The sequence below is a fragment of the Borreliella garinii genome (assembly GCF_001922545.1).
In the GTDB taxonomy this organism is placed as follows: domain Bacteria; phylum Spirochaetota; class Spirochaetia; order Borreliales; family Borreliaceae; genus Borreliella; species Borreliella garinii.
In genome coordinates this window covers 207588-226804 of sequence record NZ_CP018744.1, presented here as the reverse complement: position 1 = coordinate 226804, position 19217 = coordinate 207588, and the positions used below count along the sequence as shown (strand labels likewise).

The window sequence follows — 19217 nt, the reverse complement described above, 5'->3', positions numbered from 1 at the left end:
TAAGATTTGTATTGTTCAATTTTTATTTGTTTTATTTAGAATAAATTGCTTTTAATTGTGCTATATGATTTAGGAGGTTTAAAATTGGAAAGAGAAACTAATATAGTTCCAAATTTTTGGGGACTTACGCCTTTTTTTCTTTTTATAGGGATTTATATTGGTACAGGACTTGTTCTTTATTTTAATGGTGTAGAAAGGGCATTTTATCAAATGCCCCCCATATTTGCTATGTTTATTGCTATTGTTTTGACATTTATTGTTTTTAGAGGATCTTTTTTAGCAAAAATGAATAAATTTATTGAAGGGTGTGCCCAGCAAGATGTTATTTTTATATCTTTAATATTTATGTTATCCGGTGCTTTTTCTGCTGTTTGCAAAGAAATAGGAAGTGTTGAGGCTGTAGTAAATATTGGCCTTAAATATGTTCCATTAAATTTACTAGTATGTGGCATTTTTTTAATTACTCTTTTTTTGTCTTTTTCTACTGGAAGTTTTATGGGGACTATTGTTGCTGTTGCGCCTATTGCTTTGGAACTTGCAGACAAGGTAAATATTTCTCTTCCATTGGTTGCTGGCGCTATTCTTAGTGCTGGTGCATTTGGAGACAATATGTCTTTAATATCAGATACTCCTATTATTTCAAGTCATACTCAAAAGGTTAATATTGTTGATGTTTTTAAAAATGGAGCTTTTTATACGTTTCCAGCAGCAATTTTAGCAAGCATTGTTTTTGCATTTTTAGGTTCTTATTATAGTAAGACTGCTAGTTTTATTATTGAGCCTAGTGATATAAATTTTTTTAAAATTGTTCCATATGTTTTTGTTATGGCTGTTGCAATTTCAGGCTTTAATGTATTTTTAGCCTTGTTTTTAGGGATTTTTGTTGCTGGTATTATTGGAATTTATTACTCAGATGTTACTTTTTTATTGCTGGCTAAAAAAATCAATGAAGGATTTTTAGGCTTAGGAGAAATGTTTATTCTTGTTGTTTTTACAGGCGGAATTTCTTATATGGCAATTAAGTATGGGGGGTTTGATTGGTTACTGTTAAAATTGCAAAAAATGTCAAAGTCTAAAAGAACTTCGGAATTTGTAATTGTGTTTTTGGTTGGCATTTTAACAGTGTTTCTTGCAAATAATGGACTTGCTATTTTAATGAGTGGTTCTGTTGTAAGATCAATAACTCAAGAGAATAATTTAAATTCAAAACGTATTGCAGCTTTACTTTGTATGTCTTCGTGCTTTTTTTTAAGTATTTTACCCCATAGTATGCATGTTATAGCTCTTGTAGATTTTACAAAAGGCAAGCTTTCTCCTTTTGACATTTTCCCATTTTTAATTTATCAAGGATTTTTAGTTTTATTGATTGCTTTGTCTATAATTGGACTTGATATAAGATTAGTATTTAGATCTTTTTTAGATAATAGCCAAAAATCTTAAAAGCTTTTAAAATGAAAGCTTTTAAGATTGTTTTTGCATTTAAATATTTAAGAAGATAGATTTAAATATATTTTTAGGATTTCTTCTTTTATTTTTTTAGGTATTTTTTTAAAAATTTCAAATTTGGAAAAATCTTTTGGTAGAAATTTTTCTTCTAAATATAATTTCATTTCGGGATTATTTTTTGCTTCTTCTTCTATTCTTTTTATTACATTTTTATTTGGAGAATTATATCTAGTTTCTTTAAAATTTTTATAAGATGGTTCATTTTCGTATAGAAAGTTTATAAATTTGTAAGCCAAGTTTTTATTTGGAGCATCAATAGGAATTACAAATGCATCTATCCATAGATTAGTGTTTTTTGGTGCATAAAAGTCTAAGTTTTTATCTTTTAGCATGGCGTTTTGTGCTTCACCGCTCCATGTAAGCTGAATAGATGCTTCTCCGTTTAGCATTAATGATTTTGCGGGTACATCTGAGAAATATCCGATTAATAGTGGATTTTGGATTTTTAAAAGTTCACCTGCTTCTTTGATTTTATCTATATTATTTTCATTTATTGAGTATCCAAGTTTTTTTAGAGCAACCCCAATATTGTCTTTAGGGGAATCTAGCATTGTAATCTCTTTTTTATATTTTTCATTAAATAGTATATCAAAACCTTGCATGTCATTTAAATCTATTTTGGTTTTATTGTAAAGTATTCCCATTAATCCCCAGTAAGCTGGCACTGAATAAAAATTGCCAGGATCATGTTCTAGGTTTGTGAGATTTTGAGAAATATTTTTTACTACATTTGGTAATTTTGAGTAATCTAATTTTGTAATTTTGCCTTCATCGATTAATTCTTGGATTAAATATTCTGATGGGACTATTATATCGTAGTAGTTATTTGTGGTGTTAAATTTAGCTATCATTTCTTCATTGTTATGAAAGATTTCATAATTAATTTTTATATTATTTTCCTTTTCAAATTGATCTAATAAAGTCTCGTCAATATATTCTGCCCAATTAAATACGTTTAAGGTTATTATGTCTTTTTTGGTGCAAGTAAAAGTTGTAAGAATTGCTATTAATATAAACATTTTTTTCATAAGTACTCCTTTTTTATTTTAAAGCTCAGCATCTGTTGTTAATTTTTTAATTCCTATAAATTTATTAATAACAAACAAAAGGCTCAATATTGTAAAAAATAATATAGCAGAAATAGCATTTATTATTGGCTTGATACCCCTTTTTGTTAGAGAATTTATTAGAATAGCTAAATTATTAAATCCTTGTCCAGTAGTGAAAAATGATATCAAAAAATCATCTATTGATAATGTGAAGGCAATAAGAGCTCCAGTTGCTATATTTCCTACAATTTCTGGATAAATTATATTGAAGAATATCTGAATTTCTGATGCTCCAAGGTCTCTTGCAGCATCAATAATATTGTTAGGAAGAGAATATAATTTGGGCAAAATTATTATTACTACGTAAGGCGTTGAAAAAATTATGTGTGATATTAGCATTGTAGAAAATCCTAATTGCATTTTTATTGCAGAATAAAATGTCATTAAGCTTATTCCTGTTACTATGTCTGGATTAATTATTGTTATTTTATTTGCTGATAATAATATTGTTTTTAATTTTTTGTTTTCTGCTTTGTAGATTGCGTAAGCACCAATAATTCCAATAATAACAGAGGTTAAAGATGAGATTGTAGCTATTAAAATGGTGTTAAATATTGCTGATTTTATTTGACTTGAGGCAAAAATTTCTTTATACCATTTTAGACTAAATCCTTGCCATATAAATCCACTATCACCAGAGTTAAAGGAATAAATTATTAAGATTATTATTGGGAGGTAAATAAAGCTGAGTATTAGAAATAGGAAAATGTTTTTAAAAGCTCTAAACATATTTTACTCTCCATTATTTTTTCGCATTAATTTTATTATTATTAAATTAAAAATTAATATTACTAACATTAAAATAAATGAAATTGCAGCTCCTGTATTCCAGTCTTCTATGAAAAGAAACTGTTTGCTTATTAGATTTCCTATCAAAATTTGTTTAGAGCCTCCCAATAAGTCTGAAATTATGAATACCGTGATTGAAGGAATAAATACCATGATTATTCCTGTTGCAAGGTAGGAGAGCGTTAAGGGTATTTTTACATAAATTAATATTTGCCACATTCTTGCTCCAAGATCTTGTGCTGCTTCAATGTATTCTGACTTGATTTTTAAAAATCCTGTATATATTGGCAAGATCATGAAAGGCAAAAAATTGTATACCATGCCTATTGTAACAGCTTGTTCATTGTAAAGAAGATCCAAAGCACCAATTCCGATCTTTTCAAATAAGTTGTTGATGAATCCATTTTTTCCAAGTATTCTCATCCAGGCATAAGTTCTAAGCAATGTGTTTATCCACATGGGAAGTATTATCATTATTATTAATTTATTTTGAGCACTTTTTTTTGATAATGAAATTAGCCAGGCGCCAGGATAGCCTATTAAAATGCAGAAAATTGTTGCTATTGTTGCTAGTTTCAAGCTCCTTGAAAAGATACTAAGATAGCTTGGGTTTAAAAGCCCAATAAAATTATAGATTGTAAATTCATGCTTTTCATTTAAAAATCCCAGTACGATTATTATTAGTAAAGGCAGAATACTAAATGTTAACAGGAATATAGAGTATATGATTAATATCAATTTTTTCAAAACCATTATTCCTTGTGCATAACATGAATATCATCGGGTTCTAAGAATATGTCAACCTCTTCTCCAACTTTTGTAAGTCTTGTGCTTTGAACTATCCAATTTGTTTTTTGAATTTCTAGAGTCATTTCGTAATGAACTCCTTGAAAAATTGCAGATGTTATAATGCCGCTTAAATGTCCTTTTCCTTTTGGAAGCAGTTTTATATCTTCGGGGCGTATTACAAGGTCAACTGCTTCTTCAGCTTCAAATCCTTTGTCAAGGCATTCAAATTCATAGCCGAGCAAACTTACAACTAGCTCCTTTTTATATGTTCCATCAAAAATATTACTTTCTCCAATAAAATCAGCTACGAATTTTGTTTTAGGCTCATTGTAAATTTCTTCAGGTGTTCCTACTTGCAGAATTATTCCTTCATTCATTACAACAATTCTATCACTCATTGTCAATGCTTCTTCTTGATCGTGAGTAACATATATAAATGTGATTCCAAGTTGGCGCTGTATTTTTTTTAATTCTTTTTGCATCTCTTGTCGCATTTTTAAATCAAGGGCAGAAAGTGGTTCATCTAGTAGCAGAAGCTTGGGCTCCATTACCATTGCTCTTGCTATTGCAACTCTTTGTTTTTGCCCCCCTGATAGTTCGTTAATATTTCTGTATGCATATTTTGGCATTCCTATCAATGAAAGAGATGTTTTTACTTTTTCTTTTATTATATCTTTTGGTGTTTTTTTCATTCTAAGTCCAAATGAAATATTATCAAAAACATTCATATGCGGGAAAAGTGCATAATTTTGAAATACAGTATTAATTTCTCTTTTATTTGGACTGGTTTTAGATATTTCCTTAGAAAAGAAATAAATTTCTCCATTTTTTTGACTTAAAAAACCACCTAATATTTTTATTAATGTTGTTTTTCCACATCCGGATGGGCCTAATAATGTAATAAACTCATTTTTTTTAATTTTTAAATTTATGTTATCTAAAGTTTTGTTTCCATTGTTATCATAATAATGACTTAGATTTCTAATCTCTAGGATACAATTATCCAACTAATTCTAACCTCCTATGGCTGTATTAATACAGATCAAGATTATACTTAATATTATTATTTATGTAAATGCCTTTTTTAAAAGACATTATAATTCTTGTCAAGAATTATTTTCCCAAATTTACCTTCTCTAAATTCTTTAATTAATATTTTTGATGCTTTTTCAAGGTTAAGCTCATTTTTTTTATGGATTAATTTTCTTGCTTTTGCAAAATTTTGAAGAATATCAAGTGAATTTTTATGATATATTTCATATTTTTTTAGTAAAATATTTTTATTGTTTTGATCCATTATTTCAAGTAAATATAATGCAAGATCTATATTGTCTACTATTTCATTTTTGATCATATCTAATATTGCAAGTTTTTTTGCAATTGATTGGTCTGCTAGATTATGCCACAAAATCCCTGGCATATCAAAAAGATTTATTTCTTCATTTATTTTTACTATTTGTATATTTTTAGTATATCCAGGTCTATTGGCAACTTTTGCGCTTTTTTTGCCGGATAATAGATTTATTATTGAAGATTTTCCAACATTTGGGACTCCAATAATCAAAACCTTTATTTTTTCTTTATAGTTTTTTATCTTTTTAACAATTGCCAGTTTTTTAATATTATCTATTATTTGCTTACGCATTCCTTTTTTGTAAATATTGCTTATTATTACAGTATTGCCAAGATTTTCAAAATATTTTTTCCATTTTATAATTTCAGTTATTTGAGCAATATCAGATTTGTGTAAAAGAATTATTTTGGTTTGATTTTTAATAATTTTTTCAGTTAATGGATTTTTGCTACTAAATGGAGCTCTAGCATCAAGTATTTCTAGCACAATATTGGTTTTTTGTAAATTATTCTTTATCAGATCCAAGGCTCTTTTCATATGGCCAGGAAACCAGTTGATTTTATTTATCATGTTTAAATTATAGCTTAATGCATATTGAATAATAAATTATTTTTCTTTTTATCTTTTTAATTTATGTTAATTTCTTTTAAAAGAATTGTTTTTTTTAAAGAAAAAATATAATCTGTATTTGAGTTTTTATATTTTTTTTAAAAAATATATTTTATAGGAGGTTTTATTATTATTGCAAAAATCAAAAGAGGGTTAATAGTATCTTGTCAAGCTCTTGAAAACGAGCCTTTACATAGCAGCTTTATTATGTCTAAGATGGCTTTGGCAGCTAAAATAGGCGGAGCTATTGGAATAAGAGCTAACGGAGTTAATGATATTAGCCAGATTAAATTGGAAGTTGATTTGCCAATAATAGGTATTATTAAAAAAAATTATGATAATTGCGAGGTGTTTATTACTCCTACCATGAAAGAGATTGATGAGCTTTGTAATGAAGGAGTAGATATAATTGCTCTTGATGCCACTTTTAGAAATAGACCTAATGGTGTATTGCTTGATGATTTTTTTAAAAATATTAAAAAAAAATATCCAAAGCAGTGTTTAATGGCAGATATTTCTTCTTTAGATGAAGCTATTAATGCTGATAAATTAGGGTTTGATTTTATTGGAACAACTTTGTATGGCTATACAAAGAGTACTAATGGTTTGGATATTGCAGATAATGATTTTAATTTTTTAAAAACCCTGATTAATTCTAATTTGAAAGCTACTTTAATAGTGGAAGGAAAAATAGATACCCCCTTAAAGGCTCAAAAATGTTTTGAAATGGGGGTTGATTTAGTAGTTGTGGGGGGAGCTATTACAAGACCCGTTGAGATTACCAGAAAATTTGTAGAAAAAATAAATCAGGTTAAAAGATAATTTTAAGCATTAAAGAGTTAATTTATTGTTTATTTTAGGAGGTTTTTATGGCAAAGGTTTTTGAACGAGCTCAAAAATTTGGACGTTCTTTTATGCTTCCCATTGCTATTTTGCCAGCAGCAGGGTTGCTTTTAGGAATTGGAGGCTCTCTTTCTAATCCGGAAACCGTTAAGATATATTCTTTTTTGGATATATCTTTTTTGCAATCAGTTTTTAAGATAATGAGTGCATCAGGTTCTATTATTTTTTCAAATTTAGCAGCAATATTTTCTATTGGGATTGCTGTTGGACTTGCCAATTCAGATAAAGGTACAGCTGGAATTGCAGCATTTATTGGTTATCTTGTAATGAATGCTACTATTGGAGTTTTAATTGACATGTCAGGCAAAGCAGAGTCTTTCTCTAGTGGTGCTGTGGGTTTGATTCTTGGAATTAAAACTTTAGAAACAGGAGTTTTTGGTGGAATTGTAGTTGGTATTTTGACCTATTATCTTCATTCTAAGTTTAACAAGATAACTTTACCTAAGTTTCTTGGATTTTTTTCGGGATCTAGATTTGTGCCAATTGTTGTTTCTTTTTCTAGTATTTTTCTTGCTGTAATTATGTTTATTTTTTGGCCATTTGCACAAAATGGAATTAATAAAGTAGGAGGCTTAGTTGATTCAACCGGTTATATTGGAACACTTATTTATGGAATTTTTTTAAGGATGCTTGGACCTTTTGGTCTTCATCATATATTTTATTTGCCATTTTGGACAACAGGCCTTGGAGGATCTGTTATTATTGATGGAAAGTTGATTGAGGGAACTCAGAACATCTTTTTTGCAGAACTTGCTGTTCAAGGCACAAATAGATTTTTTATTGGAACTAGTCGTTTTATGAGTGGACGATTTATTACTATGATGTTTGGTTTGCCTGGAGCTGCGCTTGCGCTATATTACACTGCAAAGCGTGACGAGAGAATAAAAGTTTTTGGTCTTTTAATGTCTTCAGCCTTAACATCATTTTTAACAGGCATAACAGAACCCCTTGAATTTTCTTTTCTTTTTGTAGCTCCTATTCTTTATGTTGTTCATGCTACATTTGATGGGTTTGCTTTCATGCTGGCGCATATTCTGCAAATAACAATAGGCCAAACGTTTTCTGGAGGGTTTATTGATTTCATTCTTTTTGGTATTTTGCAGGGAAATTCAAGAACTAATTGGCTTTTAGTGCCAGTTGTAGGCATTGTTTGGTTTTTCCTTTATTACTTTGCTTTTGTATTTTTAATAAACAAGTTTGATTTTAAAACTCCTGGTAGAACGCAAGATTTAAATTCTGGAGATTCTCCAAATCCTAAGAGTAGTGAATTTGAAGAAAGTTATGCCACTAAGGTTATTATTGGGCTTGGTGGCGCTTCAAATATTGTTGAGCTTGATTGTTGTGCAACTAGGTTAAGAATTACAGTAAGAGATGCTCTTAAAGTTTCTGAAAAAATTTTAAAAAAAACTGGCTCTAAAGGAATAATTATTAAAGGCAATGGAGTTCAGGTGGTTTACGGGCCAGGTGTTAGTGTTCTTAAGAATGAAATAGAAGAATTGCTAGAGGATTGATCTTTTTAATAAGTAATAGCCTTAAGGCTATTACTTATTTGTCTTGTTTATAAAGTCAACTGCATATTTTGTGAAGTACGATGTGTTTTGGGCGCTTTTGTAGCTTTGGTTTCCAATCGGTAGGTGTGCGTGTGAATTTTCAAGAAGTATAATGGGAATATCTTTTTTTTCACCTCCATAATTTTTTATGAATTCGTTTATTTTTATTGGGTCCACTGTATGATCATTAGGTGTGTGGGTTATTATTAAAGGTGTTTTAATTGCATCAAAATCATATGAATTTAATAATTTGACAAGGCCCATCATCGCAATAATTGCGTCTACATGTTGCACTTTTGAAGAGTAGCTTTTTATAGTCTTATACTCTTTTCGTTTATCCTCTTTTGTTTCGAATTTATTGTAACCACCTGTTATAAGATATGCAATTTGTCGTCCCCAGGGATAGTAAACAATATTTGTTCTCTTGTCATAAGGGAATATATTGGGTGAAATTAATACTGCTGAGTTTATTTCATCTGGATAGTTTGCTAAGGCCCAAATACTGGCAGCACCTCCATTAGAGGTGCCAATTAATATTAATTTATCACCTATCATTTTTCCAATTTTAATAGCCTCATCAATATCTCTCAGCCAATCTTGGGTAGTGATCCCCCGAAATGCATTTTTATTGTTAATTCCGTGTCCTTTTAATCTTGTAAAAAAGATATTTGCATTAAGCGCTTTTGCAATATTATTTGGAACCGGATAAATTTCATTTTTTGATGCTCCAAATCCATGAATATAGACTACAGAATATTTTGTTTTTTGCGCCTCTTTATACCATATTATTTCTTTTTTTGTATTTTTTTCTAAATTAAATTGTAATTCTTCTTTTAATAAGTAATTATCAATTTCTTTGAGGTTTTTGGGAATTGTTTTTTTTGAAAATTCATTTTTGAATTTTATTCTTGGACTAACTAGTATTAAGAGTAATAAGAATGTAATTATAAAAATGATATTCTTTATATTCATACAGTGATTTCCTTATTATCTAAGATGTTGTTGTTATTATGAATATCTTTTTTGTAACAATTATTGCAATGCCCTGAGTAAATTATTTCAATAGATTTTGTTTCCCAGTTTTCCCCAAGTTTGTCTTTCAAAATATCTTTAATATCGTCAAGTTGAATAGGATGGACTTGATTGCATTTATTACATTTAAAGTGAGCTATTGTGGAAGCCAAGCTTAGATAAAATTTTGTTTCTTTTTGATCAGTAGTTTTTATATCTTTTAGTATATTTCTTTCTTTTAAAATGTTTAATGTATTATATACTGTTGCTTTTGATAGGCTTGGAATTTCTTTTACAAGTTTATTGTAAACTTCTTTTGCCGTAAAATATTCTTTTGGGTTTGATGCTATGTAGAGAATGATTCTGTTTCTCGAATGAGATGCTTTAATTCCCAATTCTGATGTTAAATTTTTCAATAATACAGGATCATTTGTAATGCCGACTTTTTCCAATGTAGAATGGACGTCTATTATGTTATCGCTCATGTTATTATACCTTTTTGTTTAAATTAAAGATTAAATACTTTTATGTTCTACTTAAGATAATTTTATACCCAGTTATTAATATTTTACTACTTATTATTTATTTATTTTTCATATTTTTTTATATTAGTATAAAAAATTAAATTTTTTATTTTTGAATTCAGTTTTATTTTGTTATCAAAATTATTATTTAATGGTAGTATCATTAAATTTAGCGTTTGAGAATAATTTATTACATCTTGAATCTTGACTGTGTTATAGGAACCTCCTATGTTTAAAATTAACCATTTTTTAGAATTTATTTTTTCAATTTTATAATTAATTGTATGAATGATTTGTTTTTCAACATTTAAAAAGCTTATAAAAAAATTACTATTTTTATCATTTCCTTTAGATATCAAAAATTCTGTACCATTAATGTACCCTTTGGGATTGTTTTTAGTGATTATTATTTTTTCATAAGTATCAAGATCGCTGTATTTTGCTGTTATTTTTAAATTAGTGCCTTTTGCAATTTCAAAAACAGGTATTTCAAGGGCTGAATATTCAAGAAGATAATCAGGATTGCATTTTTTTAATGTTTTTTTATCCAGATTGATTTTGGAAGGCCATTTTATTTTAATTGATAAAAAGAAGCTAGGGATAGTCTCATCTATAAAAAAATCAATTGTTGATTTTGTGGCAGAGTTAAAAGCTAAATATTGTTTTATTCCTAAAATTTTTTCATTTGAGAAGGAAAATGAGCTTTCAATAGATGCTTCTCTTATTAATTCTTTTTTTGATAAAACTTTTAAGTAGGTTCTAGATGTGTTTAAAAATTCAACTTTTTTATCTTTAAATTTTATTTTATTTAACTTTCCATTTTCGAATTTGATATTGTATTGATCGTGAGATAGTGTGAAATTTCCTTCCATATTGTATTCCAAATTCTTAGGCGCAATGGATTCTAAATCTTTAACAATTTCTTCTTGTTGTTTATTTATTAAAAATTCTCTTAAGCTTTTTTCATTGATTTGATAATCTTTAAGCCTTTTGTTTTGAAAATTTATTATTGGCTCTTGCTCTTTAAGGGAGTTAAATTTTGGAATTTCTAGTAGTTCGGCAGTAAGTTTAGATCCTTCTAGATTTTGTATTTTGATGCTGTGCAAATTATTTTCCAAGGCCAAGGCTTTTAAATAAAGTAAAAAATTTTTTAATTCTTGATTATCATAACTTTCTTTGATTTCATAAAAATAAATAAGAGTTTCTACATTGCTTTTTGGAGAATCTATTTTTTGGACTTCATATAAATATTGACAGTTATTTTTATAAAAAATTAAGTAAGTTTTATTATTTTTACTCTGCCTTATTCCCTCTGTATAATTGAAATTAAGCTTTCTGTAAAGCTCGGTCACTTTTTTTCTAAACTTTTCTATGTTGTATATATAAAGCATAATAGGTGTATTTTGAAATATATCTTTGTATCCACTTCTAAATGGATTTTTTAGTGCCCAATACAAATCTAAATGTATTTCATCGTGTAGCATGTATTCATGAGGACTTCCACTGTAAGTTCCTGGCATATATATATCTTTATTGGTTTTAAATCTTTCAAATAGCCATTTATTTAATTCCTCATGTTCTCTTAGGATTTCAAAAAAGTATATTGGGAATGTCCAATGTATTTTGTAAGCTAGCTGTTTGTGCTCAATTAAATATTTTATATTTGATATTATTGATAACAGGTTATTCTCTGAAAATTTAGTTATTGAAATAATAATAATATAAGTTTTTGATTTTTTTAGTTTTCTAAACATAAATTCTTTGTCTTTATGATATAAAGATCAGTCAATGTTTATATTATATAATAAAAATTTGTGCTGGCTTTGTATATTTTGTATTTTTTGATATACAGAAGTAATACTCTATAGCGAATGTATTAAGTTTATGTTAATCTTATATTGTTAAATATAAATTATTTTATGTATAAAAAGGGGTAAAATTTTTATGGCTAAAGACATATATTTTAATGAAGATGCTAGAAAAAGCTTACTTAGTGGCGTTGAAAAATTATCCAATGCTGTAAAAGTAACTCTTGGGCCAAAAGGGAGAAATGTTCTTATTGATAAAAAGTTCGGTTCTCCAACGGTTACAAAAGATGGGGTTAGTGTTGCTCGCGAGATTGAGCTTGAAAATCCGTTTGAAAATATGGGAGCGCAGCTTTTAAAGGAAGTTGCTATTAAAACAAATGATGTTGCCGGCGATGGAACAACAACCGCTACTGTTCTTGCTTATGCTATTGCAAGAGAAGGCCTTAAGAATGTGTCTTCAGGAATTAATCCTATTGGAATAAAAAAGGGAATAGATCACGCTGTAAGTTTAGCTGCTGAGAAAATTCGTCAGTCTGCAAAGAAGATTACAACAAAAGAAGAGATTGCACAAGTAGCTTCAATTTCTGCTAATAATGACAGTTATATAGGTGAAAAAATTGCTGAGGCAATGGATAAAGTTGGAAAAGATGGGGTTATAACAGTTGAAGAGTCAAAAACTTTTGATACTACGATTTCTTATGTTGAGGGTATGCAATTTGACAGAGGATATCTCTCTCCTTATTTTTCCACCAACAAAGAGAATATGAGCGTTAGCTTTGATGATGCTTTTATATTAATATATGAGAAAAAAATTAGTTCTATTAAAGAGCTTTTACCAGTTCTTGAGAAAGTTTTGGGAACAAATAAACCTTTATTAATTATTGCTGAGGACATCGAAGGGGATGCTCTTGCTGCTCTTGTTTTAAACAGCGTTAGAGGAGCCTTGAAAGTTTGTGCAATTAAATCGCCTGGTTTTGGTGATAGACGAAAAGCAATGCTTGAGGATATTGCAGTGCTTACCGGTGGTGTTTTAATCAGTGAGGAGCTAGGTCTTACTCTTGAGACAGTTGAAATTGAGCAACTTGGACAGGCTAAAACTATTAAGGTTGATAAGGACAATACTACTATTATTAATACCGGCAATAAAGAACAAATAAAAGAGCGTTCAGAGCTTATTAAAAAACAAATTGAAGATTCAACATCTGAATATGATAAAGAAAAACTTCAAGAACGTCTTGCAAAGCTTGTTGGCGGAGTTGCGGTTATTAATGTTGGAGCTGTTACTGAAGTAGAGCTTAAGGAAAAAAAACATAGAGTTGAAGATGCTCTTTCTGCAACTCGTGCTGCTGTTGAAGAGGGTGTTGTGCCTGGTGGCGGATCAACTCTTATTGAAGTTGCCATGTATTTGGATACAATAGATACAAGCAAATTAAGCTATGAGGAAAAGCAAGGTTTTGAGATTGTAAAAAGAAGTCTTGAAGAGCCAATGAGACAGATTATTTCAAATGCTGGTTTTGAAGGATCTATTTACATCCATCAAATTAAAACTGAGAAAAAGGGACTTGGGTTTGATGCTTCCAGCTTTAAGTGGGTAAATATGATTGAGAGTGGAATAATTGATCCTGCTAAGGTTACAAGAAGTGCGCTTCAAAATGCTGCTTCAATTGCTGGGCTTTTATTAACAACAGAATGTGCAATCACCGATATTAAAGAAGAGAAAAATACTTCTGGTGGAGGTGGTTATCCTATGGACCCAGGAATGGGAATGATGTAAATTAAAGTTTCACCGGTGAACTTTTGTTTTTGCCGGTGGAATATTTTATTATTCAAAGGAATTTGTTTTGAGTGAGGATGAATTTGTTTTTTGTATAGGCTATGATTGTTCAAAAGCAATAGTAGATAGGCATCTTTTAAGGGAAAATAAAGGTAAAAGCGTTAAGGAACTTTTTGAACTTGGTCTTTATAGAAGTGCCTTTAGCAAAGCTCTTTATAGAAATGATGATGCTCTTATTAATTATTTAATTGAAGAGTATAATAAAATAAGTAATTCTAATTATACCAAAAAAGACGAATTTAAGCTTTTATTTGGGGTAGTTTATCCTGATGATATTAATAAGATAAAAGTGACATATGTATAGTAAGGGGGGTTTTGTGTTTTTATTGCAAGAATTTAGCAGCAATAGCAGCTTTTTCCGAAGTTTATTAGTTTTTTTGCCTGTTATTGCTATATTTTGGTTTTTAGTAATATCTCCGCAGCGCAAGGAAGAAAAGAATAAAAAAGAAATGATAAAAAATCTAAAAAAAGGCGATAAGGTATTAACAATAGGTGGAATTTTTGGGGTTGTAAAAAAACTAGGTGATACGGATGTTATTTTAGAATTAAATCCAAATATCGAAGCAGTATTTGTAAAAAACTCTATTGATAAAGTTTTGTCTGAAAAAAATGAAGTTAAAAAGGTGTTATAAGGTATTATATAATTTAAGGTAAAATTAAAACTGTTAGCTAATAATGGTATTTATTAAAAATTTTAAGGATTTGTATAATGAAAAAAGGATCTAAGCTCATATTGATATTGTTGGTAACGCTTTTTGCATGTCTTTTAATATTCCCGACTTTAAAGTGGTATTTTTTAATGAGCATTGAGGATAAAAAAATAAGCTCATATTCACAAGAGGCTTTAAGGGATTACTCAAAGAAAAAAGCTTTGGATGATCTTGTTAAGCTTAGGGAGCTGTATCATAAAGATCCCAATAGCAGTATTCCGTCTAATCTTTCTTATTTGATTCCGATAGCAAAAAATAATTATAAGTCTTCAATGAAAATTCCGCCTAATTTTTTTACTGCTAAATCTTTGCGTGAAGGATTTTTGACCGATTCGGATATGGGAGAAGTAAGTTTAGAGATTTATAGACATTATGAGAACATAAAAAAGAGTAAAAGCAGAATAATACATCTTGGACTTGATTTGTCTGGAGGGATGAGTGTTACCATTTCTCTTGATTATTCAAGTGTTGAAAAAAAATTAGGTCGTTCTTTGACCTTTGCTGAGAAAGAAGATGCTATTTACCGCATAATGCAAATTCTTAAGGATAGGGTAGATAGGTTTGGGCTTACAGAGCCTAAAATTGCAAGAGAAGCTGGAGGAAATAAAATTTTCTTAGATATTCCTGGAGAAAAAGATGAGAGTAGGGTAAGCACTCTTTTGAGTGGGAAAGGCAATTTAACTTTTTATGTGGTTGATGACGAACTTACATCTCTTTTACATAAAAAAATATTAGAAGCGGGCTCTCTTTTTTCTATTTCCGAAATTCAGAAAAATATGAACCTTTCTGATAGTAAGCAAATTTTTCCTTGGTATGTTAAAGATTCTTATGGAGTGGATGATGAGTCATCAGTTCGTTATTATGTAGTTGATGCAAGTCCCGAAAATTCATTTGATGGTGCTCATATTAAAGATGCCGGGGTTTCTAATGACCCTAGAACAGGCCGAGATATTGTTGCTTTTAATCTTGATGTTGATGGGAGTGAGAAATTTTTTAAATTTACTCAAAAAAATGTTGGAAAGTCTTTGGCCGTTGTTATGGAAGGTAAAATTAAGTCTGTAGCAGGAATTGGGTACGCTATTACTGGAGGTAATGTTTCAATCCAAGGCGATTCTTTTGATAAAAAAGAGGCCTTAGATCTTGCCTTAGTGTTTAAAACCGCAGCCTTTCCGGTTGATATTAAAATAGATGATTTGAGAATAATAGGGCCTACTCTTGGTGCTAAGACTGTTGATCTTGGTATTAAAGCCTCTGCGCTCGCTCTTTGTCTAGTTTTTTTATTTATGTGTGTTTATTATGGTTTAAGTGGTGTTGTAGCTGGATTTTCACTTGTTATTTATAATGTATTTTTAATTTTAGCAATATTGTCTGCCTTTAATTTTACTTTAACTTTAACAAGTATTGCAGGTCTTATTTTGACAATGGGTATGGCTGTGGACATAAATATAGTTATTTATGAAAGAATTAAAGAAGAAATTAGAGGAGGCAGAAAATTTGAAAATGCATTTGAAGATGGTTTTAAAAAAGCCTTTTTATCCATTATGGATGCAAATATAACGACATTTATTGCAGTGCTTTTTTTAACTCTTCTTGGGACAGGAGTTATTCAAGGTTTTGCATGGTCTCTTTCTGTTGGAATTGTGGCTTCCCTTTTTAGTAGTTTGATTTTTTCAAGATTTATTTTGGAATTTATCATATCTGCTAGAAAAAGCAAATTTATAAGTATATCTTGGAGTTCAAAATATGCAAAGAGTAATTAATTTTTCAAAGTATGGAAGCAATTTTTTAATTGTTAGTGTTATTTTAACTTTTATTGGACTTATTTATACCTTTTTTTATCATGGTGGATACAATTGGGGAATAGATTTTTCTCCTAGAGTTAATATTAATCTTTCTATAGAAAAATCAGATATCAAAGAAAATGAAATTAAAAGAATATTCTCTCCGATTTATAAAGCTTTAGATGTCAATAGCATTTTTTCACCAAATGAGAATAAAAGCGAATTCTCTATTATGGTAAAGTCAGATATTATTGATTATGCTTTTAAAACAGAAGTTCAAAAAACAATAATGGATGAACTTAAAAAAACATTTAATGCTAATATTGAAGTTTTGGATTCTTATTTTATTGATTCAAGCTTTTCTTCTACTTTGAGAATTAAGTCTATACTTTTGGTATTAGGAACATTTACTCTGATTTTGATTTATATAACTTTAAGATTTAAACTAAGTTATGCTATTGCTTCCATACTTGCAACATTTCATGATATATTTTTTATAGCTGCTTTTTTAGGGGTATTTAGAATAGAGATCAATAGTTATATTATTGTGGCAATACTAACTATTATTGGATATTCTTTAAACGACACAATAATTATTTTCGATAGAATTAGAGATAATGTTAGGCGATTAACCGATAACACATTTTTAAATGTATTAAATATAAGCATTAGTCAAACTTTATCAAGAACTGTTTTGACGTCAGTTACAACATTTGTTGCAGTATTTTCTATTTATGTGTTTACTGAAGGGTCTATAAAAGATTTTTCTTTGGTATTTATGGTAGGTGTAATTGTTGGAACTTATTCTTCTGTATTCATAGCGTCTCCAATACTTTTAAATCTTTATAAAAAGATAAAGTAGATCTTAAATAAGATGATATTGCGACATGAAGTTTTTTGATTTCGGTTCATTAGGATTTTATAGATTTTTTGATTTTCAAAAATATCTTAATTTTAGCATTTTCAGGTATAGTTTAATAAATTATTATTCTTATCGAGAACAATCTAGCCTTATTAACGATGCTAATTTACTTAAAGATAAACTTGTGTTTTTGGATAAGATTTATAAGGATTTTAATCCCAGTATCAGTAAATCTTGGGATTCCAATAAAGCTATTTTTTTAGATACTTTGCTTATTATTAAAAATTTAATAAAAAAATATCATCCCAATTCAGAATTTTTAGACGTTCAAGAAGATGAATTGTTAGGAGATGTTTCTCATTTTAATAAATTTTTAGATAAACTTAAATATTTGAATTTTAGAGTAGATCTTAAACAAAAAATTGAAAATTTTGAAAAAAAGAGTAAAGCTCCATTTTCTTGCATAAGAATTGCTACATTCTTTATTCAAGAAGAGTTTTTAGATCGACTTAGTAATTCGTTGGATTTTTTTTCTAATGAGGCCAATAGCAATAATTTAGATGTAATTAATAAAGAAATTAATGATTATTATGAAAAAGTAGAGCAAATTAAGAAAAGTAGCAATATTAAAGAAACTCATAAAAAATTTATTATAGACCACACAAAAGATAGAATTGATAAAATCATGAAAGATCATAGTCTTGATATTTCTAAGCTGCTTATAAAAATTGCTTTGCTTGAGATTACAATTCAATGTTTTGATAGCTATTATTTGAATTTATTGGAAATTTTACAAATTCTTTTATCTATCAATAATATAATTGAGATAGGTTTAAATGAATTGCCCGATGCTATTTTTAATGAGTGGAATGAGCTTATTTATTTAAGAAGAAAAGAATTTCAAAAATTTGTTTTAATATCTGATTATGTTTTCCAAAAAAGGATAATATCTACTATAAATTCTGGAAATTGGAAATTTGCCTTTTTTACTCTTGCCCCCCGACAAGGTGATGTTTTTCAATTTTCAGTGGATATTGCTAAGAATTTTGATAGTATTGAGGATGGAATCAAAGAATATGAGTCTAAGATAAATAAATTTAATGAATATAGGTCAGGCTGGGAGGCAAATTTAAAAAACTTTGGTCATTTATTTTCAGAAATACTTTAGCCATATATCTCTTTTAATCTTTCGTAAATAGCTTTTACTTCATTATTTATTATTTTTGGAATTTTTACTATCAAAGTGACTTTAAGGTCCCTTTTTGAGCTGCTTCCAATTATAGGCATTCCTAGTTCTTTTAAGTTTAAAATTTCTCCATTTTGTGCATCCGAAGGAATTTTAAGTTTTATTTTTTTCCCTTCAATTGTTTCAAATAATTTTTCGCAACCTAGAGCTATTTCCCATGGATAAACTTCTATTGTTGTTTCTAAGGTTTTTCCATTCAGTCTAAATTTTTTATAGCTTGATATGTTAAATTTGACTATTAGGCTCCCTTTAATTCCAGAAATTGGATTAATAGGTCCTTTATTGTTTATTTTTATTTTAGTTGTTTCTAATGTTCCTTTTGGTATTATTACTTCGACTTTTTTGTTGTTTATAAGTATTGTTTTCTTACTTCCCATATAAGCATCATAAAGCGAAATATTTAAAGTTATTTCCTTGTCTGTTGTTTTTCTTGAAGATCCAGTAAAGATTTTGGAAAAAAAATCTAAATCTTCAAAATTGCTAAATCTTGAGCTATTAAATTCTCTTTCAAAATGGTCGTTGTTTTCATTAAAATTGGTGCTACCCAAAGCGTCGTAATTTCTTTTTTTATCAGGAGAAGATAAAATTTCATAGGCTTCATTTATTTCTTTAAACTTTTCTTCAGCTATTTTGTTTCCTTTGTTTTTGTCCGGATGATATTTTATTGCTAATTTTTTGTAAGCTTTTTTAATTTCTTCATCACTAGCATTTTTTTGTATTCCAAGTATATTATAGTAATCTTTTGCCATTAAAAAATCTCCTTCAAATCCCCTTTATTTATTATATTTTTTTTAAATAAAATTTAATATTTATACTTTATACATGTTATAAT

At 28.6% G+C, this 19217-nt stretch carries 18 protein-coding genes; 9 read left to right on the top strand and 9 right to left on the bottom strand.

Annotation, left to right across the window (positions count from 1 at the left end):
* Positions 1 to 84 precede the first annotated feature (84 nt).
* The gene (locus BLA33_RS01045) at positions 85 to 1440 is read left to right on the top strand and encodes a Na+/H+ antiporter NhaC family protein (RefSeq protein ID WP_004791459.1); all 1356 of its coding nucleotides are present in this window, start codon (positions 85 to 87) and stop codon (positions 1438 to 1440) included.
* A 47-nt stretch (positions 1441 to 1487) separates the two neighbouring features.
* On the opposite strand, the gene BLA33_RS01040 is transcribed toward BLA33_RS01045, so the two are convergent.
* The 5 genes from BLA33_RS01040 to ylqF form a co-directional block, all read right to left on the bottom strand.
* Positions 1488 to 2534: an ABC transporter substrate-binding protein gene (locus BLA33_RS01040; protein WP_004791349.1), complete on the bottom strand. Its 1047-nt coding sequence runs from the start codon at positions 2532 to 2534 to the stop codon at positions 1488 to 1490.
* An 18-nt stretch (positions 2535 to 2552) separates the two neighbouring features.
* Positions 2553 to 3344, bottom strand: coding sequence for an ABC transporter permease (locus BLA33_RS01035; RefSeq protein WP_032985933.1), 792 nt, complete (start codon positions 3342 to 3344; stop codon positions 2553 to 2555).
* 3 nt (positions 3345 to 3347) lie between these two features.
* Positions 3348 to 4151 carry an ABC transporter permease gene (locus BLA33_RS01030; protein ID WP_004791098.1) on the bottom strand — a complete coding sequence of 268 codons (804 nt, stop codon included), beginning with the start codon at positions 4149 to 4151 and terminating at the stop codon, positions 3348 to 3350.
* A gap of 5 nt (positions 4152 to 4156) precedes the next feature.
* A complete protein-coding gene (locus BLA33_RS01025; RefSeq protein WP_004791287.1) occupies positions 4157 to 5200 on the bottom strand; it encodes an ABC transporter ATP-binding protein in 1044 nt (347 codons plus the stop codon).
* A gap of 77 nt (positions 5201 to 5277) precedes the next feature.
* Complete coding sequence (ylqF, locus tag BLA33_RS01020; RefSeq protein ID WP_075226331.1) at positions 5278 to 6117, bottom strand: ribosome biogenesis GTPase YlqF; 840 nt, start codon at positions 6115 to 6117, stop codon at positions 5278 to 5280.
* A 195-nt stretch (positions 6118 to 6312) separates the two neighbouring features.
* Between ylqF and BLA33_RS01015 the strand changes: the two genes are divergently transcribed.
* On the top strand, positions 6313 to 6978 hold the full coding sequence (locus BLA33_RS01015) for an N-acetylmannosamine-6-phosphate 2-epimerase (protein ID WP_233436594.1): 666 nt from the start codon (positions 6313 to 6315) through the stop codon (positions 6976 to 6978).
* 47 nt (positions 6979 to 7025) lie between these two features.
* The gene (locus BLA33_RS01010; RefSeq protein WP_029346416.1) at positions 7026 to 8570 is read left to right on the top strand and encodes a maltose/glucose-specific PTS transporter subunit IIC; all 1545 of its coding nucleotides are present in this window, start codon (positions 7026 to 7028) and stop codon (positions 8568 to 8570) included.
* Between the two features lie 30 nt (positions 8571 to 8600).
* Here BLA33_RS01010 and BLA33_RS01005 read toward each other — a convergent pair whose 3' ends face one another.
* The 3 genes from BLA33_RS01005 to BLA33_RS00995 all read right to left on the bottom strand — a co-directional run bounded on the left by BLA33_RS01005 (position 8601) and on the right by BLA33_RS00995 (position 11898).
* Positions 8601 to 9581 (bottom strand): alpha/beta hydrolase, encoded by a 981-nt coding sequence (locus BLA33_RS01005; protein WP_004793560.1) that lies wholly within the window; start codon positions 9579 to 9581, stop codon positions 8601 to 8603.
* A complete protein-coding gene (bosR, locus tag BLA33_RS01000) occupies positions 9578 to 10105 on the bottom strand; it encodes an oxidative stress transcriptional regulator BosR (protein WP_004791289.1) in 528 nt (175 codons plus the stop codon). The genes BLA33_RS01005 and bosR overlap by 4 nt, the downstream gene beginning before the upstream one ends.
* A gap of 101 nt (positions 10106 to 10206) precedes the next feature.
* On the bottom strand, positions 10207 to 11898 hold the full coding sequence (locus BLA33_RS00995; RefSeq protein ID WP_029346419.1) for a hypothetical protein: 1692 nt from the start codon (positions 11896 to 11898) through the stop codon (positions 10207 to 10209).
* A 190-nt stretch (positions 11899 to 12088) separates the two neighbouring features.
* Between BLA33_RS00995 and groL the strand changes: the two genes are divergently transcribed.
* From groL to BLA33_RS00965, 6 genes are all read left to right on the top strand, one after another.
* Positions 12089 to 13726, top strand: coding sequence for a chaperonin GroEL (gene groL / locus BLA33_RS00990; protein WP_004790077.1), 1638 nt, complete (start codon positions 12089 to 12091; stop codon positions 13724 to 13726).
* Between the two features lie 67 nt (positions 13727 to 13793).
* The gene (locus BLA33_RS00985) at positions 13794 to 14090 is read left to right on the top strand and encodes a hypothetical protein (protein ID WP_004790822.1); all 297 of its coding nucleotides are present in this window, start codon (positions 13794 to 13796) and stop codon (positions 14088 to 14090) included.
* Positions 14083 to 14418, top strand: coding sequence for a preprotein translocase subunit YajC (gene yajC / locus BLA33_RS00980; RefSeq protein WP_004793573.1), 336 nt, complete (start codon positions 14083 to 14085; stop codon positions 14416 to 14418). The genes BLA33_RS00985 and yajC overlap by 8 nt, the downstream gene beginning before the upstream one ends.
* Before the next feature lie 77 nt (positions 14419 to 14495).
* Positions 14496 to 16256: a protein translocase subunit SecD gene (secD, locus tag BLA33_RS00975; protein WP_075226330.1), complete on the top strand. Its 1761-nt coding sequence runs from the start codon at positions 14496 to 14498 to the stop codon at positions 16254 to 16256.
* The gene (gene secF, locus BLA33_RS00970) at positions 16240 to 17139 is read left to right on the top strand and encodes a protein translocase subunit SecF (RefSeq protein ID WP_004791401.1); all 900 of its coding nucleotides are present in this window, start codon (positions 16240 to 16242) and stop codon (positions 17137 to 17139) included. Before secD ends, secF begins: the two co-directional genes overlap by 17 nt.
* 25 nt (positions 17140 to 17164) lie before the next feature.
* Positions 17165 to 18307, top strand: a complete 1143-nt coding sequence (locus BLA33_RS00965) for a hypothetical protein (protein ID WP_029346420.1) — start codon at positions 17165 to 17167, stop codon at positions 18305 to 18307.
* Here BLA33_RS00965 and BLA33_RS00960 read toward each other — a convergent pair.
* The gene (locus BLA33_RS00960; RefSeq protein WP_004791283.1) at positions 18304 to 19134 is read right to left on the bottom strand and encodes a DnaJ domain-containing protein; all 831 of its coding nucleotides are present in this window, start codon (positions 19132 to 19134) and stop codon (positions 18304 to 18306) included. The genes BLA33_RS00965 and BLA33_RS00960 overlap by 4 nt on opposite strands.
* Positions 19135 to 19217: the final 83 nt, after the last annotated feature.

What these genes read in the sequence shown, in the direction of transcription:
- BLA33_RS01040 (WP_004791349.1), bottom strand. Translation starts at nt 2,534, where the DNA reads ATGAAAAAAATGTTTATATTAATAGCAATTCTTACAACTTTTACTTGC.
- BLA33_RS01035 (WP_032985933.1), bottom strand. Translation starts at nt 3,344, where the DNA reads ATGTTTAGAGCTTTTAAAAACATTTTCCTATTTCTAATACTCAGCTTT.
- ylqF (WP_075226331.1), bottom strand. Translation starts at nt 6,117, where the DNA reads ATGATAAATAAAATCAACTGGTTTCCTGGCCATATGAAAAGAGCCTTG.
- BLA33_RS01010 (WP_029346416.1), top strand. Translation starts at nt 7,026, where the DNA reads ATGGCAAAGGTTTTTGAACGAGCTCAAAAATTTGGACGTTCTTTTATG.
- BLA33_RS01005 (WP_004793560.1), bottom strand. Translation starts at nt 9,581, where the DNA reads ATGAATATAAAGAATATCATTTTTATAATTACATTCTTATTACTCTTA.
- bosR (WP_004791289.1), bottom strand. Translation starts at nt 10,105, where the DNA reads ATGAGCGATAACATAATAGACGTCCATTCTACATTGGAAAAAGTCGGC.
- BLA33_RS00995 (WP_029346419.1), bottom strand. Translation starts at nt 11,898, where the DNA reads ATGTTTAGAAAACTAAAAAAATCAAAAACTTATATTATTATTATTTCA.
- groL (WP_004790077.1), top strand. Translation starts at nt 12,089, where the DNA reads ATGGCTAAAGACATATATTTTAATGAAGATGCTAGAAAAAGCTTACTT.
- yajC (WP_004793573.1), top strand. Translation starts at nt 14,083, where the DNA reads ATGTATAGTAAGGGGGGTTTTGTGTTTTTATTGCAAGAATTTAGCAGC.
- secD (WP_075226330.1), top strand. Translation starts at nt 14,496, where the DNA reads ATGAAAAAAGGATCTAAGCTCATATTGATATTGTTGGTAACGCTTTTT.
- secF (WP_004791401.1), top strand. Translation starts at nt 16,240, where the DNA reads ATGCAAAGAGTAATTAATTTTTCAAAGTATGGAAGCAATTTTTTAATT.
- BLA33_RS00965 (WP_029346420.1), top strand. Translation starts at nt 17,165, where the DNA reads ATGAAGTTTTTTGATTTCGGTTCATTAGGATTTTATAGATTTTTTGAT.
- BLA33_RS00960 (WP_004791283.1), bottom strand. Translation starts at nt 19,134, where the DNA reads ATGGCAAAAGATTACTATAATATACTTGGAATACAAAAAAATGCTAGT.